22 protein-coding genes are annotated in these 16,712 nt (G+C 53.7%); 8 read left to right on the top strand and 14 right to left on the bottom strand.

Annotated elements, in window-relative coordinates; all coding sequences use genetic code 11:
• Positions 1 to 20: 20 nt before the first annotated feature.
• The 4 genes from hflD to rluE are packed head-to-tail and all read right to left on the bottom strand — an operon-like array spanning position 21 to position 3,040.
• Positions 21 to 662, bottom strand: a complete 642-nt coding sequence (gene hflD / locus NP77_RS17755; RefSeq protein ID WP_008925946.1) for a high frequency lysogenization protein HflD — start codon at positions 660 to 662, stop codon at positions 21 to 23.
• A 42-nt stretch (positions 663 to 704) separates the two neighbouring features.
• Entirely contained in the window at positions 705 to 1,817 is a 1,113-nt protein-coding gene (mnmA, locus tag NP77_RS17760; RefSeq protein WP_003849832.1) for a tRNA 2-thiouridine(34) synthase MnmA, read from the bottom strand.
• Between the two features lie 42 nt (positions 1,818 to 1,859).
• Positions 1,860 to 2,333, bottom strand: coding sequence for an NUDIX domain-containing protein (locus NP77_RS17765; protein WP_003849831.1), 474 nt, complete (start codon positions 2,331 to 2,333; stop codon positions 1,860 to 1,862).
• Positions 2,334 to 2,377: 44 nt separating this feature from the next.
• A complete protein-coding gene (gene rluE, locus NP77_RS17770) occupies positions 2,378 to 3,040 on the bottom strand; it encodes a 23S rRNA pseudouridine(2457) synthase RluE (RefSeq protein WP_219848843.1) in 663 nt (220 codons plus the stop codon).
• A 104-nt stretch (positions 3,041 to 3,144) separates the two neighbouring features.
• Here rluE and icd point away from each other — a divergent pair, with 104 nt between their 5' ends.
• Together icd and NP77_RS17780 are read left to right on the top strand one after the other, a co-directional pair.
• The gene (gene icd / locus NP77_RS17775; RefSeq protein ID WP_008925947.1) at positions 3,145 to 4,395 is read left to right on the top strand and encodes an NADP-dependent isocitrate dehydrogenase; all 1,251 of its coding nucleotides are present in this window, start codon (positions 3,145 to 3,147) and stop codon (positions 4,393 to 4,395) included.
• 720 nt (positions 4,396 to 5,115) lie between these two features.
• On the top strand, positions 5,116 to 6,126 hold the full coding sequence (locus NP77_RS17780) for a glycosyltransferase family 9 protein (protein ID WP_039661036.1): 1,011 nt from the start codon (positions 5,116 to 5,118) through the stop codon (positions 6,124 to 6,126).
• Here NP77_RS17780 and NP77_RS17785 read toward each other — a convergent pair.
• The 4 genes from NP77_RS17785 to NP77_RS17800 all read right to left on the bottom strand — a co-directional run bounded on the left by NP77_RS17785 (position 6,123) and on the right by NP77_RS17800 (position 8,429).
• Complete coding sequence (locus tag NP77_RS17785) at positions 6,123 to 6,449, bottom strand: DUF1493 family protein (protein ID WP_003851424.1); 327 nt, start codon at positions 6,447 to 6,449, stop codon at positions 6,123 to 6,125. The two genes, NP77_RS17780 and NP77_RS17785, sit on opposite strands and share 4 nt — an antisense overlap.
• On the bottom strand, positions 6,449 to 7,510 hold the full coding sequence (locus NP77_RS17790; protein WP_039661038.1) for a glycosyltransferase family 9 protein: 1,062 nt from the start codon (positions 7,508 to 7,510) through the stop codon (positions 6,449 to 6,451). The genes NP77_RS17785 and NP77_RS17790 overlap by 1 nt, the downstream gene beginning before the upstream one ends.
• 335 nt (positions 7,511 to 7,845) lie before the next feature.
• Positions 7,846 to 8,016 carry a hypothetical protein gene (locus NP77_RS23730; RefSeq protein ID WP_003851420.1) on the bottom strand — a complete coding sequence of 57 codons (171 nt, stop codon included), beginning with the start codon at positions 8,014 to 8,016 and terminating at the stop codon, positions 7,846 to 7,848.
• Between the two features lie 164 nt (positions 8,017 to 8,180).
• A complete protein-coding gene (locus NP77_RS17800) occupies positions 8,181 to 8,429 on the bottom strand; it encodes a YqjD family protein (RefSeq protein ID WP_003851418.1) in 249 nt (82 codons plus the stop codon).
• Between the two features lie 186 nt (positions 8,430 to 8,615).
• On the opposite strand from NP77_RS17800, the gene NP77_RS17805 reads away from it, so the two are divergent.
• Complete coding sequence (locus NP77_RS17805; RefSeq protein WP_008925950.1) at positions 8,616 to 8,828, top strand: DUF2767 family protein; 213 nt, start codon at positions 8,616 to 8,618, stop codon at positions 8,826 to 8,828.
• A gap of 15 nt (positions 8,829 to 8,843) precedes the next feature.
• Here the strand turns inward: NP77_RS17805 and NP77_RS17810 are convergent, their stop codons facing one another.
• The 3 genes from NP77_RS17810 to NP77_RS17820 form a co-directional block, all read right to left on the bottom strand.
• A complete protein-coding gene (locus NP77_RS17810) occupies positions 8,844 to 9,854 on the bottom strand; it encodes a Ppx/GppA phosphatase family protein (protein WP_003851414.1) in 1,011 nt (336 codons plus the stop codon).
• A gap of 23 nt (positions 9,855 to 9,877) precedes the next feature.
• Positions 9,878 to 10,435, bottom strand: a complete 558-nt coding sequence (locus NP77_RS17815) for a hypothetical protein (protein ID WP_003851412.1) — start codon at positions 10,433 to 10,435, stop codon at positions 9,878 to 9,880.
• A 61-nt stretch (positions 10,436 to 10,496) separates the two neighbouring features.
• A complete protein-coding gene (locus tag NP77_RS17820) occupies positions 10,497 to 10,826 on the bottom strand; it encodes a hypothetical protein (RefSeq protein WP_033762441.1) in 330 nt (109 codons plus the stop codon).
• A gap of 214 nt (positions 10,827 to 11,040) precedes the next feature.
• Here NP77_RS17820 and NP77_RS17825 point away from each other — a divergent pair, with 214 nt between their 5' ends.
• The 3 genes from NP77_RS17825 (at position 11,041) to NP77_RS17835 (ending at position 12,218) form a co-directional block, all read left to right on the top strand.
• A complete protein-coding gene (locus NP77_RS17825; RefSeq protein WP_003851407.1) occupies positions 11,041 to 11,220 on the top strand; it encodes a hypothetical protein in 180 nt (59 codons plus the stop codon).
• Positions 11,221 to 11,404: 184 nt separating this feature from the next.
• A complete protein-coding gene (locus NP77_RS17830) occupies positions 11,405 to 11,788 on the top strand; it encodes a hypothetical protein (protein WP_003851405.1) in 384 nt (127 codons plus the stop codon).
• Between the two features lie 16 nt (positions 11,789 to 11,804).
• Positions 11,805 to 12,218 carry an N-acetyltransferase gene (locus NP77_RS17835; RefSeq protein WP_003851403.1) on the top strand — a complete coding sequence of 138 codons (414 nt, stop codon included), beginning with the start codon at positions 11,805 to 11,807 and terminating at the stop codon, positions 12,216 to 12,218.
• Here the strand turns inward: NP77_RS17835 and NP77_RS17840 are convergent, their stop codons facing one another.
• Both NP77_RS17840 and ldcA read right to left on the bottom strand, forming a co-directional pair.
• A complete protein-coding gene (locus tag NP77_RS17840; RefSeq protein ID WP_003851401.1) occupies positions 12,219 to 12,881 on the bottom strand; it encodes an MBL fold metallo-hydrolase in 663 nt (220 codons plus the stop codon). It abuts the gene before it with no gap.
• 22 nt (positions 12,882 to 12,903) lie between these two features.
• A complete protein-coding gene (ldcA, locus tag NP77_RS17845) occupies positions 12,904 to 13,827 on the bottom strand; it encodes a muramoyltetrapeptide carboxypeptidase (protein ID WP_082040853.1) in 924 nt (307 codons plus the stop codon).
• A gap of 164 nt (positions 13,828 to 13,991) precedes the next feature.
• On the opposite strand from ldcA, the gene emtA reads away from it, so the two are divergent.
• Positions 13,992 to 14,621 carry a membrane-bound lytic murein transglycosylase EmtA gene (gene emtA, locus NP77_RS17850; protein ID WP_003851398.1) on the top strand — a complete coding sequence of 210 codons (630 nt, stop codon included), beginning with the start codon at positions 13,992 to 13,994 and terminating at the stop codon, positions 14,619 to 14,621.
• A 10-nt stretch (positions 14,622 to 14,631) separates the two neighbouring features.
• On the opposite strand, the gene NP77_RS17855 is transcribed toward emtA, so the two are convergent.
• Positions 14,632 to 15,588 carry a sugar-binding transcriptional regulator gene (locus NP77_RS17855; RefSeq protein ID WP_003851396.1) on the bottom strand — a complete coding sequence of 319 codons (957 nt, stop codon included), beginning with the start codon at positions 15,586 to 15,588 and terminating at the stop codon, positions 14,632 to 14,634.
• A 182-nt stretch (positions 15,589 to 15,770) separates the two neighbouring features.
• Between NP77_RS17855 and NP77_RS17860 the strand changes: the two genes are divergently transcribed.
• Positions 15,771 to 16,712 (top strand): D-ribose ABC transporter substrate-binding protein, encoded by a 942-nt coding sequence (locus NP77_RS17860; RefSeq protein WP_003851394.1) that lies wholly within the window; start codon positions 15,771 to 15,773, stop codon positions 16,710 to 16,712.

A 16,712-nucleotide genomic window follows, 5' to 3' on the forward strand; every position in this document is an offset into this window, starting at 1 on the left:
GCGTGTTTTGCCGCACCGACTTAGTAAGTCAGTGGCAGCCGGGATAAGAGGGTTTTTGCTTCACGCAGCAAACGCTGACGCGAGAACATCAGTTGCAGTCGGCCACCACCGACCTGCTGCCACAAGACAGCCGCACGGATACCGGCTAACAGCGTGGCGCGCACTTTACTCTGCACCTGCGTATTCTGCAGCACCGCAGGCGAACCGGTAACCTGAATACGTGGGCCAAGCGGGCTGATCACATCTACATAGATGGCCGCCATCGCGCTCAGTATGGTGTCGGACTCAAGTTCATAATGCGCCAGCTGGCGATCCAGCTGAGTAATGCGCTGTGCCAGTGTGGCCATGGCGGATTTACTGGCGCTAAGCTTGCGCTCCAGCACCATCATGCTCAGGGTATAACGCGTCAGTTCTGCGCCTGCACCCTGGCGACTGCTGCTGTTCAGCACCGCCATCAGGGTTTCGAGCCCGAGGCGCAGGTTGGCTTCATTGTTGCCAAACACCGCCAGCGTGGAGCCAGGATTAAGGTCCAGCACGCTGCGCAGCGACACGGTCAGCGCCTCTGGCTGGCAGTGACCCTGCTGAGCCAGCTGCTGCACCAGATGGGCGGACTGACAGATGCCCGCCAGCGCCAGCGTAATTTCCTGATAATTTTTCGCCACGGTTACTCCTGTTTACGCGTCATCAACGCGGGCTGTTCCCGCTTACTCCGCCACTAACGGCAGGCGCTGTTCGATAATACCGCCACCGAGGCAAACGTCACCAAGGTAAAACACCGCAGACTGACCCGGCGTGACCGCAGCGACGGGTTCATCGAAACGCACTTCAATGCGATCGTCGCCGTGTGGAATAATCTCACAGGGAATATCGGTCTGACGATAGCGGGTTTTCACGGTGCAGCGAAGCGGGGCGGTAATCGGCTGGCGATCAACCCAGTGCAACTGCTGTGCAATCAGGCCTACGGACATCAGCCGCGGATGATCGCCGCCCTGGGCGACAATCAGGCGGTTACGTGCCACATCTTTGTCGACAACATACCAGGGATCATCTTTGCTCTCTTTCAGGCCGCCAATCCCCAGGCCTTTACGCTGTCCCAGAGTATGGTACATCAGCCCCTGATGTTCACCGACAATCTGGCCTTCCGTGGTTTCAATCTCGCCAGGCTGAGCGGGGAGATAGCGCGCCAGGAAGTCGCGGAATTTGCGTTCGCCGATAAAGCAGATGCCGGTAGAATCTTTCTTCTTCGCGGTGATCAGGTCCAGCTGTTCGGCAATGCGGCGCACTTCCGGTTTTTCCAGCTCGCCGACCGGGAACAGACTCTGGGCGATCTGCTGGTGGCTCAGCGTATAGAGGAAATAGCTCTGGTCTTTGTTGCCATCCAGACCGCGTAACAGCTGGCTCTGGCCGTCCACGTCATGGCGGCGCACGTAGTGACCTGTGGCGATGAAATCTGCGCCCAGGTCCTCTGCGGCGAACTCCAGGAACGCTTTGAATTTGATCTCTTTGTTGCAGAGAATATCGGGGTTAGGCGTGCGGCCCGCTTTGTACTCTTCGAGGAAATGCTCAAAGACGTTATCCCAGTATTCAGCCGCAAAGTTAACTTTGTGCAGCTTCATACCCAGCTTGTCGCAGACCGCTTGCGCATCCGCCAGATCGTCCGCGGCGGTACAATACTCCTCGCCATCGTCCTCCTCCCAGTTCTTCATGAACAGGCCTTCAACCTGGTAACCCTGCTGCTGCAGTAACCAGGCGGAAACGGAAGAATCGACGCCGCCGGACATACCGACGATCACTTTTTTCTGGCTGTTGTCAGACATGACACGCTCGCATTACGATAAAAAAACAGGCGGCGCATTCTATCATGCAGAAGGCAGGCGCGCACCCTCGTGAAACGGCCACTGGAACGGGCTGACCAGATGTAGCGGGTAGCGCGTGCCCTGTTGCCACAGCCGTACGCTTTCCGCAACCAGCGGCGAACGCAGGTTGGAGGCAGTGAGAATCTGCGCTGGCGGCAGCCACCAGCAACAATCGATGTCGCTGTCCTGCGGCTGGGTTGGTGCTTTCTCCGCCAGATCGACGCCAAATAAAAAACGCACAAAAGGCGTACTGTCGGGCGCGATCCACTGGTTTATTCCGATGAAATAGTGCATCGAAGCGGCGATGCCGGTCTCTTCATAGAGTTCACGTTCGGCAGCTTCCAGCAGCGTTTCATCCGCTTCGAGATGTCCGGCTGGCTGGTTCCAGGTGGCACGACCGTTAATCGTCTCTTCTACCACCAGCAGTTCACCTTCAGCCTGAACCAGACAGGCGACAGTAACATGAGGTTTAAACATCTCTTCTCCGCAATTGTTAACCTGAGGTTATAAAAGATAGAAGCTCAAGGCGCAATATTGCTGAGTTCGCGCCATGCACCGGGAGCCAGATCGTCGAGTGAATACTGTCCCATCGCGTAGCGAATTAACCGTAAGGTGGGGAAACCAATATGGGCTGTCATCCGGCGTACCTGACGATTACGGCCTTCATACAGTGTGACTTTCAGCCACTGCGTCGGGATATTTTTACGTTCGCGGATCGGCGGCTGACGTGGCCAAAGCCACTGAGGCTCAGGCACTTTCTCTATGCCAGCGGGCAGGGTCATGCCATCTTTAAGATTAACCCCATCCCGCAGCGGCTGCAGATCCGCCTCCTGTGGCTCGCCTTCTACCTGCACATAATAGACCTTGCCGGTCCGTTTACCGGGCTGCGTCAGCGCGGCCTGCAGCGCGCCGTCGTTGGTCAGCACCATCAAACCTTCACTGTCGCGATCGAGGCGGCCTGCGGCATAGACTTCTGCGACGCTGACAAAATCTTTCAGGGTGCGGCGACCTGCTTCATCGGTGAATTGTGGCAGCACGTCGAACGGTTTGTTAAACAAAATCACACGGCGCGGCATCGCAGGGCGAGCAGGGGGGCGTCGCGCATCACGCGTCGGGCGGCTGAATCGTTTATCCTGGTGAATTCGTTGAGTTGTTTTTCGCATGGGCTTTGCAGTCAGAGACAATCGGCGCATTATAACGTGAAATTGCGGTGATTGGCGTGGCCGAAATATTCAAGTAGTATTGACGCGCATCTTACAAATCATTAACAAACGCCCAGGAGAGGTTAATGGAAAGCAAAGTAGTTGTTCCGGCGGAAGGTCAGAAAATCACCCTGAATCAGGGCAAGCTTACCGTGCCAAACAATCCAGTCATTCCTTACATTGAGGGTGACGGTATCGGTGTTGATGTTTCCCCGGTCATGCTGAAAGTGGTCGACGCGGCGGTGAAGAAAGCCTACAACGGCGAGCGTAAAATCTCCTGGATGGAGATTTACACCGGTGAGAAGTCAGTTGAACTCTACGGCCAGGACGTCTGGCTGCCACAGGAAACGCTCGACTTAATCAAAGAATATCGCGTGGCCATCAAAGGCCCACTGACCACCCCGGTCGGCGGCGGTATTCGTTCACTGAACGTGGCACTGCGTCAGGAGCTTGACCTCTACGTCTGCCTGCGTCCTGTACGTTACTACAAAGGCACGCCAAGCCCGGTTAAACGCCCTGAAGAGACCGACATGGTGATCTTCCGTGAAAACTCCGAAGATATCTATGCGGGTATCGAGTGGAAAGCGGGCTCTGCCGAAGCGGACAAAGTGATCAAGTTCCTGCGCGAAGAGATGGGCGTGAAGAAAATTCGCTTCCCTGAGCAGTGCGGTATCGGCGTTAAGCCGTGTTCAGAAGCGGGTACCAAACGTCTGGTACGCGCGGCAGTAGAATACACCATCACCAACGATCGTGATTCACTGACCCTGGTTCACAAAGGCAACATCATGAAGTTCACCGAAGGCTCTTTCAAAGACTGGGGATACCAGTTAGTGAAAGAAGAGTTCGGCGGCGAACTGATCGACGGCGGCCCGTGGATGAAGTTTAAGAACCCGAACACCGGCAAAGAGATCATCGTTAAAGATGTGATTGCTGATGCGTTCCTGCAACAGATCCTGCTGCGTCCGGCAGAATATGATGTTATCGCCTGTATGAACCTGAACGGTGACTACATCTCTGACGCCCTGGCGGCGCAGGTTGGCGGTATCGGTATCGCCCCAGGCGCGAACATCGGTGACGAATGTGCACTGTTCGAAGCAACCCACGGTACAGCACCTAAGTATGCTGGTCAGGATAAAGTGAACCCAGGTTCAGTCATTCTGTCAGCTGAAATGATGCTGCGTCACATGGAGTGGTTCGAAGCGGCTGACCTGATTGTTAAAGGTGTTGAAGGCGCTATCGCTAACAAGACCGTGACTTACGATTTCGAACGCCTGATGGATGGCGCTAAGCTGCTGAAATGTTCAGAGTTTGGTGACGCGATCATCGAAAATATGTAATGTCTGCCTGAGCCAGCATAGCGTTCAACGCTGTGCTGGTTTTTTTGTTTCTGCTTTCACCCCTCGCGCTTTCTTCCGCATCATTTTTAGTCATAACAGATTCAGCAGACGCACGCTTTAAAGACGCAGAAAACCCAACGACATTTATTGCTTTCGCACCGCATGCTGCAGGTGTCTTTTCAGGTAAGTGTGTGGATGAATCATTTATCGCTGCGTATCACGGTAATATTTCTATACGTTCCTCTGCCTGATTACACGGTAAAAGAAACACCGCGATCGTCAATCTTCCCTCCAGCATCATCTGAATAATGATTAATGAAATAGCGTACTCAGAGAAAAGTTTTCAGAACGTTAAATAGTTAATGAGGCTGAATATCTTTCGCCTTTTTTCTGCTCAGGTTTTGCCGGCGTTATAAGTGGGTAATTAATTCATAGTCATGAAGTCATGTCTGAAAAAATTCATTGCGTGTTTGTCGGCATTGAGTTTTGAAGTGTTATTTACTTTTTCAATCAACAGTCCGGCTAATGAATCAGTCAGAGAACGGGATTTTAAAATGGCCAACGTCTTTCCAGAATATCGTGACTATTGAACCAACCTCAATCTGCGCTGACTAATTTGCTGACTTGTGCCGTTACGTTAACGCGTACAGAACGTTGAATGGGCAAGTCTTACTTTAATTCAGCCAGTACGGCGTAGCCTGTGCGCAGAGGATGTCAGATATGCGGGTTTTAATTATTTGTCGGGATAATATTGGCGACACGTTACTGACCACGCCGCTCATTAGTGCGCTGGCGCAATCTGGCCAGCATCAGGTCGATGTGCTGACCAACAATTACGCTGCGCCCGTGTTGCAGCATAATCCCGATATCCGGCAGCTCTTCTTTTACACCAAGCTGCATCACCGCGAGGCAGGGCAGAGCCGGCTGGCTTGTGTTTTACAGCGACTGAAGCTGATGCTGACACTGAAAAAGCAACGTTATGACGCTGTGATTCTGGCAAAAAGCCGCTGGGATCAGCACGGTATGAAGTGGGTTAAAACGGTGCGGCCCACCAGAGTGATTGCTTTAGGTGAACAGTCGCATCCGCTAATTACCGATCTGTTGCCCCCGCCGGGCAAGTCTCCGTGTCATATCAGCGAAACCCTGTTCAGTCTGGGGCGGCCCTTCAGTCTCAGCGCCATAGCGCCGGGCAAACTGACGCTGTTGCCGGATACGGCAATTGCCGCCAGCCTGCGTGATACCTGTGCGATTGATTCCACTGTGCCGGTCTATGCCTTACAGATCAGCGCCCGTAAGCCGAGCCAGCAGTGGGAAGCCACCCGATTTGCCGAACTGGCTGAAAAGATTGCAACGCGGCATGCCTGTCAGATTATGCTGCTGTGGTCACCCGGCAGTCGCGATAATCCGCGTCATCCAGGTGATGACGAAAAAGCGCATGAAATTATGGCGCTCTGCCCGCACCTGCCGATCAAGGCGGTGTCAACCACCAGCCTGCCGCAGCTGATTGCAGCCATGTCGTTGTGTCAGGGGCTGGTGAGCAGTGATGGTGGGGCAATGCACATGGGTGCCGCGCTGGGATTACCGGTGGTGGCGCTGTTTGGCGACAGCGATCCGGCGTGCTGGCATCCGTGGCAGGTTAACTATCAGGTTCTGCAACCAGCGTCACGTGAGGTCAACGCGCTGAGCAGTCGCGAAGTTTATGACGCCTTCGTCCAGACCATTATTCCCTAATCATTTTCAGGCCAGTGTCCCTGTCTGGCCGCTTCACACAGCATGGCAACGGTTAATGGACAATATGTGCCTGCGCTGAACCACCGGTCAGGCAGGAAGCGCCGCGGGGCAGAGGCCGGAAAATAGCGCGCTTCATTGTAGTGCTCTGCGCTGACGCCAAAAGTGCTAAAGAAATCGCTCATCAGAAGGGCAAATTCTACCTCATTCAGCGGTAATTGCTGCAGATGAAAATTTCTCCGATCCACTTTCCGGAACCAGCCCAGCGCGGTTGGCTGATTGTGATACTCAATCAGCGCAACAATGGCTTGAGAAAAATCGTTCATTAACCCACCAGCTTAGCCACGGCCTGCCCGACCTCTTCGACCCTGATATTTGCCATCGGATGCTGTGACGCCGTTTTATCCGGGCGATGAATGATAATGTGGCGATCGCTGTCCTGGCAGGGGCCGGTATAGCGAGGATTGGCGGTTGAGAACAGGCTAACCGTTGGCGTCTGCGCTGCTACGGCGATGTGCAGTGGACCGGTATCACCGGTGACCAGCAGGTCCAGTGTGCGAATCAGGTTAATCAACCCACTGAGATTAGTTTTCCCTGCCATGGATGTAACATTCTTACGGTAGTCCAGCGGCAGGCTTTCGATAAATTCCCGCTCCAGCGGTTGTTCAGCGGCGGTACCCGTAATGATAATCTCAGTGTCGGGCCAGCGTTCCAGCAGGGTCATTGCCAGCTGCTGGAAAGAGGCCAGCGGCCAGCGGCGAATATCTTTCGATGCGCCCAACTGAAAACCAATACGGCGATGGTTAGCTTTAGGGGGCAGGCTGCTATTCGTCTCGGGCAGATGCATCCGGGTCTGCTCTGTCTCTGCACCCAGGGCTTCAATCAGTTTCAGCTTACGCTTGATGGTATGGTCGTCAAAATAGCCTGAATAGCGATCCAGATATTTATTTAACACCGGCGACTCGCTGCCATAATGGTCGCGCACAATGACCTTACTGCCCGTCAGTACTGAACTCATAATATCGTAGGGGAAATGGGCGTGTAATATGACTGAGAGGTCAGGTTTGTGGCGACGCAGTTTGAAAAACAGCGGCAGGAAATTCGCAATTTTGTTATCCCATATATAGATCCTGTCAAACCAATCATAACGGCTGACAAGGTCTTTATTTTTCTTGCTGGAGACCAGAACAAATTTGCTCTCAGGATAGTGCTTTTTCAGGCTACAGATAGCCGGGGTGTTCATCAGGAAATCCCCCAGCGCTGTCGTGGAGTAGATCACCACCGTATCGGGCGTCAGCGTCTTAAGGTCCTGAGGTTTTTTTCTGGTGGAAAATCGAGAATAAAGCGTTAAAAGTCGGTCTATCAGATAAATCTTTTTTTTCTTCACGTCAGAATTCTCTTGAACTTAATAATGTTATTAAAATGAAAATATTATGGAGTGTTAGAGATTGACGCTACAGATAAAGTTCATTAATACGGAATGTTTTTCTGAGCCGTTGAATTTTCGTTTGAACTTTGGCCGATTTTTTTACTTAAATAAAAATGCAATTTAATTATTTGTGATCAAATTGAAATTTTCTGGGAAGTTTTATTAATGAATTAGGCAGGTTTTAATTTCAGACAGGACTACTAGCAGATTAATTATTAGCGAAGATATTTTATGTGACTGAGGAATAATACAACGCCATGAATGAACCCCGGCATAGGTGCCGGGGCTGGGAATTATGACTGAGGCTGCCCCACGGGTCCGGCGCCCAGCGTACCGCCCGGTGAAGACTGACCGCTTGGCGCATGAGGACGGCCATCCGCTTTAATCGCGTCGCTCCTCTGTGAGCAGCCTGCCAGAGAGGTAAACGTCGCTGCAACCAGCAGCAGAGCAGAAAGTGTTTTCATAAGGTCACCTTGATGTTGTCAGAAAGAGAACATAACTCAACGCTGAGTCTCCCGGCACGCTGACCTGAAAAGGCTTATCTTTCAGATATATCTCAGCTGGCGAGACGCGTCGGAGCAAAAAAAACGGAAGCGCGCGGCTTCCGTTCTGTTGGCGTTCAGCGGGTTTACTTGCGGCCCAGCAGGAAGCCGATAAATACGCCAACGCCTGCAGCAACGGCCAGACCGGCGACAGGATTAGACTGAACCTGATCGCGGATAGTTTCAGCAGCGTCGCGGGCAGCATAGGTTGCCTGGTTGGTGTAACGGCGTGCTGCGCCTTTAGCCTGATGCTCAGATGAACCGGTTGCTGCACCCCATTGTTCCTGAACTGCGCCAGCGGCTTCTTTTACTTTATCTTCGATTTTTCCTGACATTTATTGCTCCTTGGTTATGAGTGAGACCCTCAAAGCGTAGCAAAGATAGTGAATTCTGCTCTTCCGGCGGGAGATTTAGGGCTAAGAAATCATTTCTGGCTGTTAATGGCGTGGTGTTTGCGGGCCAGCCATTTCCGTCTGGCCTTTGAAAAGGCGGCACAGGAAGCCACAGTCGGAGGAGAAGCGATGAAACGTGATACACTGAATGATGATGACTATGAAGAAGTCTGCCGGGTGATTGGTGATGCGGTGATTGTGCTGATGGAGCGCGGTCATGACACCCGCCGTGGCGAAATCTATGACCTGCTAAAACGTACGCGCCAGCAGCGCGCCCATAGTGAACGGGATGAACAGCGGAGGCTGGATCATGCCATCCGGCTGGTCAAACCCGACGTATAGCGGGGGAGCGCCGCGCTACTGCAGCAGCACGCCCTGAATCAGGCTGGCCTCAACAAGGGTGACCTGATCTATTTTCAGCGCCTGCATAAACCCTTCCACCAGTAACAGATTGCTGACGTCGGTGGCGCGGTAGTCACCCGACAGTTCACTGTCGCCTTTCCAGACCTGTTGCTGCGAAAGCTGCTGTAATTCCGTCAGCGTATAGCGATGGGGTTTTCCCGGTAACTGATTGCGGATCGAAAAACCGTGTACGCCTCCAATGCCAATGACCCGACGACCCGTCACATCCTGTTTAATCTGCGGGCTGACCTCATTCGTCGCGTAAAACTGCACAAAGCGCAGCACCGACGGCCGCCAGGAGCCAATCGGGTTAGGGGAGCTGACCTGCGGGCTATTCTTCAGCACCGTCAGAATAAAGTTCTTTAACGTTACCGAGGCCAGCTTACCCTGATAGATATCGGCTACCAGCTTGCCGGACTGCTGTCGCCAGGCGGTCATCTGCATCGACCCGCCGCCAATATCCCAGACCAGTAACTGCTCATCACGGATTGCCGGATCGTTAAGCGCGGCTTTAGCGGAAAGGAAACCGAGTTTCGCTTCCTGCTCTTGCGAGATGATGTTGATTTCCGCACCGGTCTGACGCTGCAACTGTTCAATGACTGCCTGACCGTTACTGGCGTTGCGGAACACCGCCGTGGCGACGCCGCTGATTCGCTGTGGATGAAAGCGCTTTGCGTGCGCAACAAGCTGCTGCAGTGCGGCTACGCCTTCCTGTGTTATCGCCGGATTGAGCTGGTTATCTGCTGAATGCGCTAATGCATCGTTCCAGGCCACGGCGCGCTGATCCTGATACAGCACTTTTTCAATGCGTAGCTGGCAGACGTTGACGCGTGCAACCGCAACTTTCGTGGTGCCAGAACCGATATCCAGGCCGGCGCGAATTTGCTGGCAACGATCGGCCTGGGCAGCGGCGGCAAAAAACAGCGAGCAGACGAGTGTAAAAGCAGACAGCGCAGCAGAACGCATAGCGACTCCGGAAGCAAAGGGGATCAGCGTGAACGAGCGGCAACGCAGGCCGGATAGACGCTCACCAGAAAATGACGAAGATGATCAAAACACCATTCGGCGTCATCCGCCTGAGGACAATAGAACTGAATAGTGATTTTTTCGTAATCGCGCTGACGCTGGCGCAGCGGTGACCAGCTCCAGTCGAGTACAGAACGGGCATAATTGACCAGGCTCTCTGCGGGCATCTGATGCTGCTTCTCCTGCCCGGCCAGATAACGGTAGAAGCTCGCCTCCAGCTGCAATGCCTCCTCGTGCCCGTGTTGCGGAAGATCGGGTCGAAAGGCCACATCGATAAAACCGCAGATAGCATCAGCCTGCTGCTGCCAGTCACAAGCCAGCGTCATAAACAGCCCTTCCTGCAGATTGATCTCTTCGACCAGCCGCCGAAGATTTACTGAGCGGTTCAGCACCGCGATCTCCTCAAGCCGACCGGTTTCCAGCGTCAGATCAAAACCACACGGATTCACTGAGCCATCTGCATTGCGGGTGGCGGGGAAGGGGAAGTCAATATAACCGTTGTTATCCAGACGCTTTTCCATCAGAGGGACCTGCTGCTTGACGTTTCCTGACAATAAACGATCTGGCAGCAGGATTCATCCCCTATGGACAGGTCCAGGTGATTTGGGTGTCCTGATAAGGATTAATCAGGCGGAACTGCTTATCTGACAAGCGTTGCGCATAGTAGCCTTCAGGCGTAATGGCGGAGGGAACATATTTAAATCGATCCAGCGACTGCAGCGGACCACTCTTCACGCTGACATTCTCACGGGTCACCGTGAAGCTGTTAACCAGGTCAAAAATCACGCCCTGAGTTTCCCCCATCGACTGACCATAAATTGTCGAGACCTCACCTGGGCACTCCACCCCTTTCGGGCCAGATGAACATCCAGTCATCATCGTGATGAGGATAAACATGCTTAGTCGCATCATGATTTTCTACCTGCTTCAATCCCTGGGCGTTTTATGACACCGCGTCTTTCCTGCGGCGCCACTAATGACTTAATCATAGCAGTTTCCACTACGCTTTCTGTTTGAGATTTGTTTAATCGTTAAGCAACAGGAATGTAAAGGGGTGACTTTGCTTATCAATAAACGTTATTCTTGGCTCCTTTGCGCACCACTTAGGCAAATCCAGGGATAAATGATGAAAGAAGAAGAAGCAAGTCTAATGATTATTCGCCATGCAGTTGACCAGCTTGAAGCCGATAAGAAGCAACAAGTGATCGCCTGCTCAGCGGATATTCGTGCAGCAATGCAGGCTTACGATAGCGAGAATGCGGGGCTGGCGCTGATGTTAGTGGCGGCCGAGGTGGCAGCTGAATAATCCTTATCCGGCCAGTATGGCTGCCTGTCTGACTGGCCGGATTACTTTATCTTTTCTCAACTTTCAGCTTTTTTCGCACACCGATTCCATTTTTTAATGGTCTTAGTGTCAATGCCTCACTACCCACCTGCGATCGTTAATATGTTAAGCTAAAAATTCTTAGTAAAATCAGCGGAGACACAGCATGAAGGCAGCGTTAATTGCCCTGGGCCTGCTGGCCTGTCACATTGCACCCGCCTGGAGCGAAACCGAATTTCAGCTTAACTGCCCTGGCAGGGCGACCATGACCGTTTCACGTGCTGAATATGGTTTAACCACCCTGATGTGGCCAGAAAATCATTTCCAGATTGCGGCCGGTCAGCAGCGTACCCGTCTGGAAGCGGGCGATAAGGTGGCGATTACCCGATTTCGCAACGGCGATCAGCTGATTGTAAACCAGCGCACTCAAGCCAGTTTCTTTGTCTATCACGACAGCGATAAACTGCTGCCCTGCAGCCGCACCGAAAAACGCGATGTGGATGCGCTGAGCCTGGAGCGCTATGACGATCGTCAGCGTTCCGACAGTTAACCGCCCTGGAGCCACTATGCAACCTGAGATTACCGATAACGTCACCGCGCAGGACCTGGATGAAGTCAGACTGGGTCTGACTGCGTTCAACAGCAAATATATTAATACTGATGAGATCAGGTCGATCGGCGTGTTTATTCGTGATGACCAGGGCAGAAAGCTGGCCGGGCTGACCGGATCAACCGCCGGAAACTGGCTGCGGATTGATATGCTGTGGGTGAGTGAGGCGCTACGCGGGCAGGGGGCGGGCAGCAAGCTGATGCAGGCGGCAGAGCAGGAGGCGCGGGATCGCGGCTGTCGTTTTGCGCAGGTGGATACCGCCAGTTTTCAGGCGCGACCGTTTTATGAAAAGCTCGGCTATACGCTGCGCTTCAGTCTGGATAACTATCCACGGCATCACCAGCGCCACTATCTGACGAAAGCCCTGTAATCAAAACAAGGGTTGCTGACGCAAATCCAGCGGATTCTGTTCAGCCTCATCAATCGCCGCCAGCCAGCTCTGCAGCGTGACCTTTTTCCAGGAGAGATGTCCACGCGTAGTGCTCATCAGCACCACGTCAGGACGCAGCGATCGATAAAACTCCAGCGTTTGACTCAGCTCAGCCAGATTACTGTCCGGCACCAGCACCGTGACCCACTGATCATGAGAACGTGTCACGGTGTCGCCGACAAACAGATAGGTCAGCCCCAGCGGCGAGGTATAGAGATAACTGCAACTGCCTGGTGTGTGTCCTGGCGTTGACAGTAATTGAACATCCCCGAAGTGCGTCTCGTGCTGTGAAAAGGTGTCGTCAGGTTCAGCAAAACGGCTTATCGCTCCCAGCGAACGGCTATGGCAGTAAAGCGCGCTACTAAAGCGTTGCTGAATCACCGCCGCGCCGGGCGCAGATTCGTGCCAGTGGGTCAGATAGTGGCGGATGACGCCGCCGCTATCGGCGATGACTTCATGATCTAGCGGGTTTTCTACACGGCCAATCAGCAGATTGCCGCGCGGGTGACGCAGCATAAAGCCATGCATCATCAGGTCGTTAACGGCATCTTCCACCGGAAATTCCGGGGTCGAGATCCACAAATCGTCATACAACGGCTTCAATGTCGATCTCCTGAAACGTACTTTATTCCCGCAGGACGGGGTGGCCGGTTGCCTGTAAATGGGCGTGGCCCTGACTGACCGCTAATCGTGCGCGGGTACCCAGCGGCAGTGTGACGGTGTCAGCAGCATGACCAAAATCTAATCCACTGATCACTGGCAAACCACTGATGTCACGCACGTGTTGCCAGACGGTCTCGAAATTAAACCCATTGTCATACTCTGACAGAGCCGTGCTGGTGAAGCTGCCTGTGACGATCGCCCGCTGGCGCGCCAGAATGCCGCTTTGCTGCAACTGAATGAGCATGCGCTCAATGCGGAACGGATGTTCATTCACATCTTCGATCACCAGAATGCCGTTCTCAATCTGTGGCATCCACGGCGTGCCAATCAGTGAGCAGATCATCGCCAGATTTCCGCCCCACAGCGTACCCTGCCATTCGCCCTGATCTGGCGTTTCACTCTGCCATTTCACCTCTACTGTAGGCGATGTTAGTGCCTGCCAGAAGTGGTGGAGGGTAAATTCAGATAAGGTCGCGGCGCCGAAATTACCCGCCAGCATGGGGGCGCTGAAGGTAATCAGGCCGACCTGCGCCAGTAACGCCAGCTGAATCACGGTGAAGTCGCTGTGGCCACACAGCGCTACTGGCTGATTCATCAGACGGCGCTGCAGGCCGATGTAGTCGATGGATTCCAGTAACCGGCTGGCCCCATAACCGCCTCGCACTGCCAGCACGATATCGGGCAGGGTGCTCAGGCTGGCAAGCTGATTGATATCCGCCAGGCGTTCTGCATCTGTTCCCGCAAAGCGCTGAAAACGGCGGGTGATCACCTGTTCGTTCTCTATCTGATGGCCCGCCGCACGCAGGCGCGCAATAGCCTGCTGCGCCGCAGGTTGGTTGTGACAGTAACCGGAGGGGGAGATAAGACGAACTGAACGTGAAATCATCATACTTTCCTGCTGTTGGCGGCTGACTAACGGCGATGATGGCGAAAAGCCTCGCTGAAGTCACGGTACGCGCCGCATTTTAGTGCATTTAGGATAAACGGTAATTTTGCTCTCAGGCTGCCTGGGTATGATAGCATTCGCTATAACAGCTAAGAGACGAAAAATTGCTGAAAATCCGACACCTTATACTCCCGGCGTTACTCCTGACCGGCTGTGCCAGCGAGCCACCGCATCAGGTCGTTAAGCAACGCAACACGCCATTAACTCAGGCACCCCCGTCCAGCGTCAATGGGACCTGGGCAATGTTTACCGAAGATGCCGCCAGTCATTATGGCGTTGATGAGAAGTTGATCAGCGCCATTATCAGTGTCGAGTCGGGAGGAAATCCGGGCGTGGTGAGCCGTTCTAATGCGGTGGGTCTCATGCAGATTAAAGCGTCAACTGCCGGGCGCGAGGTCTATCGCACACTGGGCCGTCGTGGTCAGCCATCGAATGCTGAGTTGCGCGATCCGGCCAAAAATATTGATATCGGCACCGCCTACATCCGTATTCTGCAGAATTCAGCACTGTCGGGCATTCGTGATCCGCTGACACTGCGTTATGCCACCATCGTCTCTTATGCCAACGGTGCAGGGGCGTTGCTGAGGACGTTTTCCAGCGATCGCGATCGGGCCATTGCGATGATTAATTCCATGTCCCCGGATGAGTTTTATCAGCACGTACAGAAAAAGCATCCGGCGGCGCAGGCACCGCGCTATCTCTGGAAAGTGACCACAGCCTACCGCACAATCTGATGGCGTGTGATTACTCCTGCGGCGTGAGCAGTAGTCGCGCCGTGGGATAATCGATAATCAGCACCTTAATGTAACCTCCCAGCAACGCTCCCCGAATCGCCTGCGCTTTTTCCCGTCCGCCTGCCAGCCCCACGACCTGCGGGCACTGTTTAACCTGCGCCAGTTCCATCCCAATCACCGGATCTTCCTCGGCTTTCAGCACCGGCTGACCACAGGCATCAAAGTAGTGCAGGCAGATATCGCCTACTGCGCCGCGCGCTGCCAGCGTCTGCAGCATGTTGCCATCGTAGTAGTTGCCGGAGTTGCGCAGCAGTGCTGACGGCTCCAGGTCGCCAATACCGACAATCGCCAGGTCTACCTGATCAAATTTACTCAGGACTTCGGCGACCTCTGCGTTGGCTGATAGTCGCTGACGATCGGTGACCGAATGCTCAATTGACTGCGACGGCAACAGCCAGGCGGGACAGTTCAGCAGCGCCGCCAGATTCTGCGTCAAAATAGTGGCCTGCACGTTGCCGTTAGCCCCAACGCCGCCCAGCAGCTGAATCACCCCTTTACAGGCGCTGTTAAGCGGATGCAGCGCATCTACCATCGCCCGGATAGTGCCGCTCCATGACGAAATGCCAATCAGTTCATCATTACGCAGCCGGGTCTCCAGATAGTGAGCAGCCGCCGATCCAATCGCCTGTTTAATCTGTAGCGACGACGCCTGCTCGGGCACATCCACCACAATCGCCTGCGGCAGGTTATAGGTCTGTTCAATGGCCTTTTCCAGCTCCGGATAGACGTTGGCCGGTGGCACCACACTGATCTTGACCACACCTTCTTTCACGCTGCGATTAAGTATGCGTGAGACAAACGACTGCGATAAGGTCAGTGACTGCGCAATGTCGGACTGCTTCATCCCTTCGACATAGTAAAGCGTGGCAATCTTCACCATCAGTCGTTGTTCATCCTGTTTTGCCATCGGTTTTCCCTCTCTGAATCTGCCCGGTATTGTTAACCAGGATGATCAAAATCACAACGCAGGCTAATTTGTGATCGTTTTCGCTTTTTAAAGATCGCGCATTGGACGGCGTGTCCGCGCAGGCGCATAGTCATTATGCATATAAAATCGCATGTGAATATATATTCAAGCGGAGAATAATAATGACTCGTCCTCTGATTAAACTGACCCTGCTGGCTTCAATGATCGCTTTTTCTGCAACGGCGCTGGCGGCGGAGCAAGGCCTGCTGGCGATTATCACCCCATCCCATGACAACCCTTTCTTTAAAGCCGAGGCGGAAGGCGCTCTGGCCAAAGCTAAAGAGCTGGGTTACGCCACGCTGGTGGCGTCCCATGACGATGATGTTAATAAGCAAAACCAGCTGATTGAGACCGCAATTGCACGAAAAGCCAAAGCGATCATTCTGGACAACGCCGGTGCGGACGCCACCGTCGGGCCGGTGCAGAAAGCCAAAGATGCCGGCATCCCGGTTTTCCTGATTGACCGTGAAATTAATAAAACCGGCATCGCCGTGGCGCAGATCGTCTCCAATAACTATCAGGGCGCGCAGCTGGGTGCAGAGAAATTTGCCAAATTGCTGGGCGGCAAAGGGGACTACATTGAACTGCTCGGCAAGGAGTCGGATACCAATGCGGGCGTGCGGTCGCAGGGTTATCACGATGTACTGGATGATTATACCGACATGAAAATGGTGGCGCAGCAGAGCGCCAACTGGAGTCAGACCGAAGCCTTCAGCCGCATGGAAACCCTGCTGCAAAAACACCCCAACATCGTGGGTGTGATCTCTGGCAACGACACCATGGCACTGGGCGCAGAAGCGGCGCTGAAAGCCGCGGGAAAAACATCGGTGATCGTGGTGGGCTTCGACGGCAGTGACTACACCCGCGATTCCATCCTCAACAAAGGCAATATCAAAGCGACGGTGCTGCAGCCGGGCTGGGATCAGGCGCAGATGGCGGTCTCGCAGGCGGATTACTACCTGAAGAACGGCAAAGCACAGAAGCAGGAGAAGCAGCTGATGGACTGCGTGCTGATTGACGAAAGCAACGCCGCGAAGCTGAAAAACTTCAACCTGGCGAAATAA

Source organism: Pantoea sp. MBLJ3, assembly GCF_000816655.1.
GTDB classification, from domain to species: domain Bacteria; phylum Pseudomonadota; class Gammaproteobacteria; order Enterobacterales; family Enterobacteriaceae; genus Pantoea; species Pantoea eucalypti.

Coding starts and splice junctions, on each gene's coding strand:
- NP77_RS17860 (WP_003851394.1), top strand. CDS start 15,771: ATGACTCGTCCTCTGATTAAACTGACCCTGCTGGCTTCAATGATCGCT.
- NP77_RS17830 (WP_003851405.1), top strand. CDS start 11,405: ATGAAGGCAGCGTTAATTGCCCTGGGCCTGCTGGCCTGTCACATTGCA.
- NP77_RS17855 (WP_003851396.1), bottom strand. CDS start 15,588: ATGGCAAAACAGGATGAACAACGACTGATGGTGAAGATTGCCACGCTT.
- icd (WP_008925947.1), top strand. CDS start 3,145: ATGGAAAGCAAAGTAGTTGTTCCGGCGGAAGGTCAGAAAATCACCCTG.
- NP77_RS17835 (WP_003851403.1), top strand. CDS start 11,805: ATGCAACCTGAGATTACCGATAACGTCACCGCGCAGGACCTGGATGAA.
- NP77_RS17825 (WP_003851407.1), top strand. CDS start 11,041: ATGAAAGAAGAAGAAGCAAGTCTAATGATTATTCGCCATGCAGTTGAC.
- mnmA (WP_003849832.1), bottom strand. CDS start 1,817: ATGTCTGACAACAGCCAGAAAAAAGTGATCGTCGGTATGTCCGGCGGC.
- NP77_RS17800 (WP_003851418.1), bottom strand. CDS start 8,429: ATGTCAGGAAAAATCGAAGATAAAGTAAAAGAAGCCGCTGGCGCAGTT.
- NP77_RS17820 (WP_033762441.1), bottom strand. CDS start 10,826: ATGATGCGACTAAGCATGTTTATCCTCATCACGATGATGACTGGATGT.
- NP77_RS17805 (WP_008925950.1), top strand. CDS start 8,616: ATGAAACGTGATACACTGAATGATGATGACTATGAAGAAGTCTGCCGG.
- NP77_RS17815 (WP_003851412.1), bottom strand. CDS start 10,435: ATGGAAAAGCGTCTGGATAACAACGGTTATATTGACTTCCCCTTCCCC.
- NP77_RS17785 (WP_003851424.1), bottom strand. CDS start 6,449: ATGAACGATTTTTCTCAAGCCATTGTTGCGCTGATTGAGTATCACAAT.
- NP77_RS17810 (WP_003851414.1), bottom strand. CDS start 9,854: ATGCGTTCTGCTGCGCTGTCTGCTTTTACACTCGTCTGCTCGCTGTTT.
- NP77_RS23730 (WP_003851420.1), bottom strand. CDS start 8,016: ATGAAAACACTTTCTGCTCTGCTGCTGGTTGCAGCGACGTTTACCTCT.
- NP77_RS17780 (WP_039661036.1), top strand. CDS start 5,116: ATGCGGGTTTTAATTATTTGTCGGGATAATATTGGCGACACGTTACTG.
- ldcA (WP_082040853.1), bottom strand. CDS start 13,827: ATGATTTCACGTTCAGTTCGTCTTATCTCCCCCTCCGGTTACTGTCAC.
- NP77_RS17765 (WP_003849831.1), bottom strand. CDS start 2,333: ATGTTTAAACCTCATGTTACTGTCGCCTGTCTGGTTCAGGCTGAAGGT.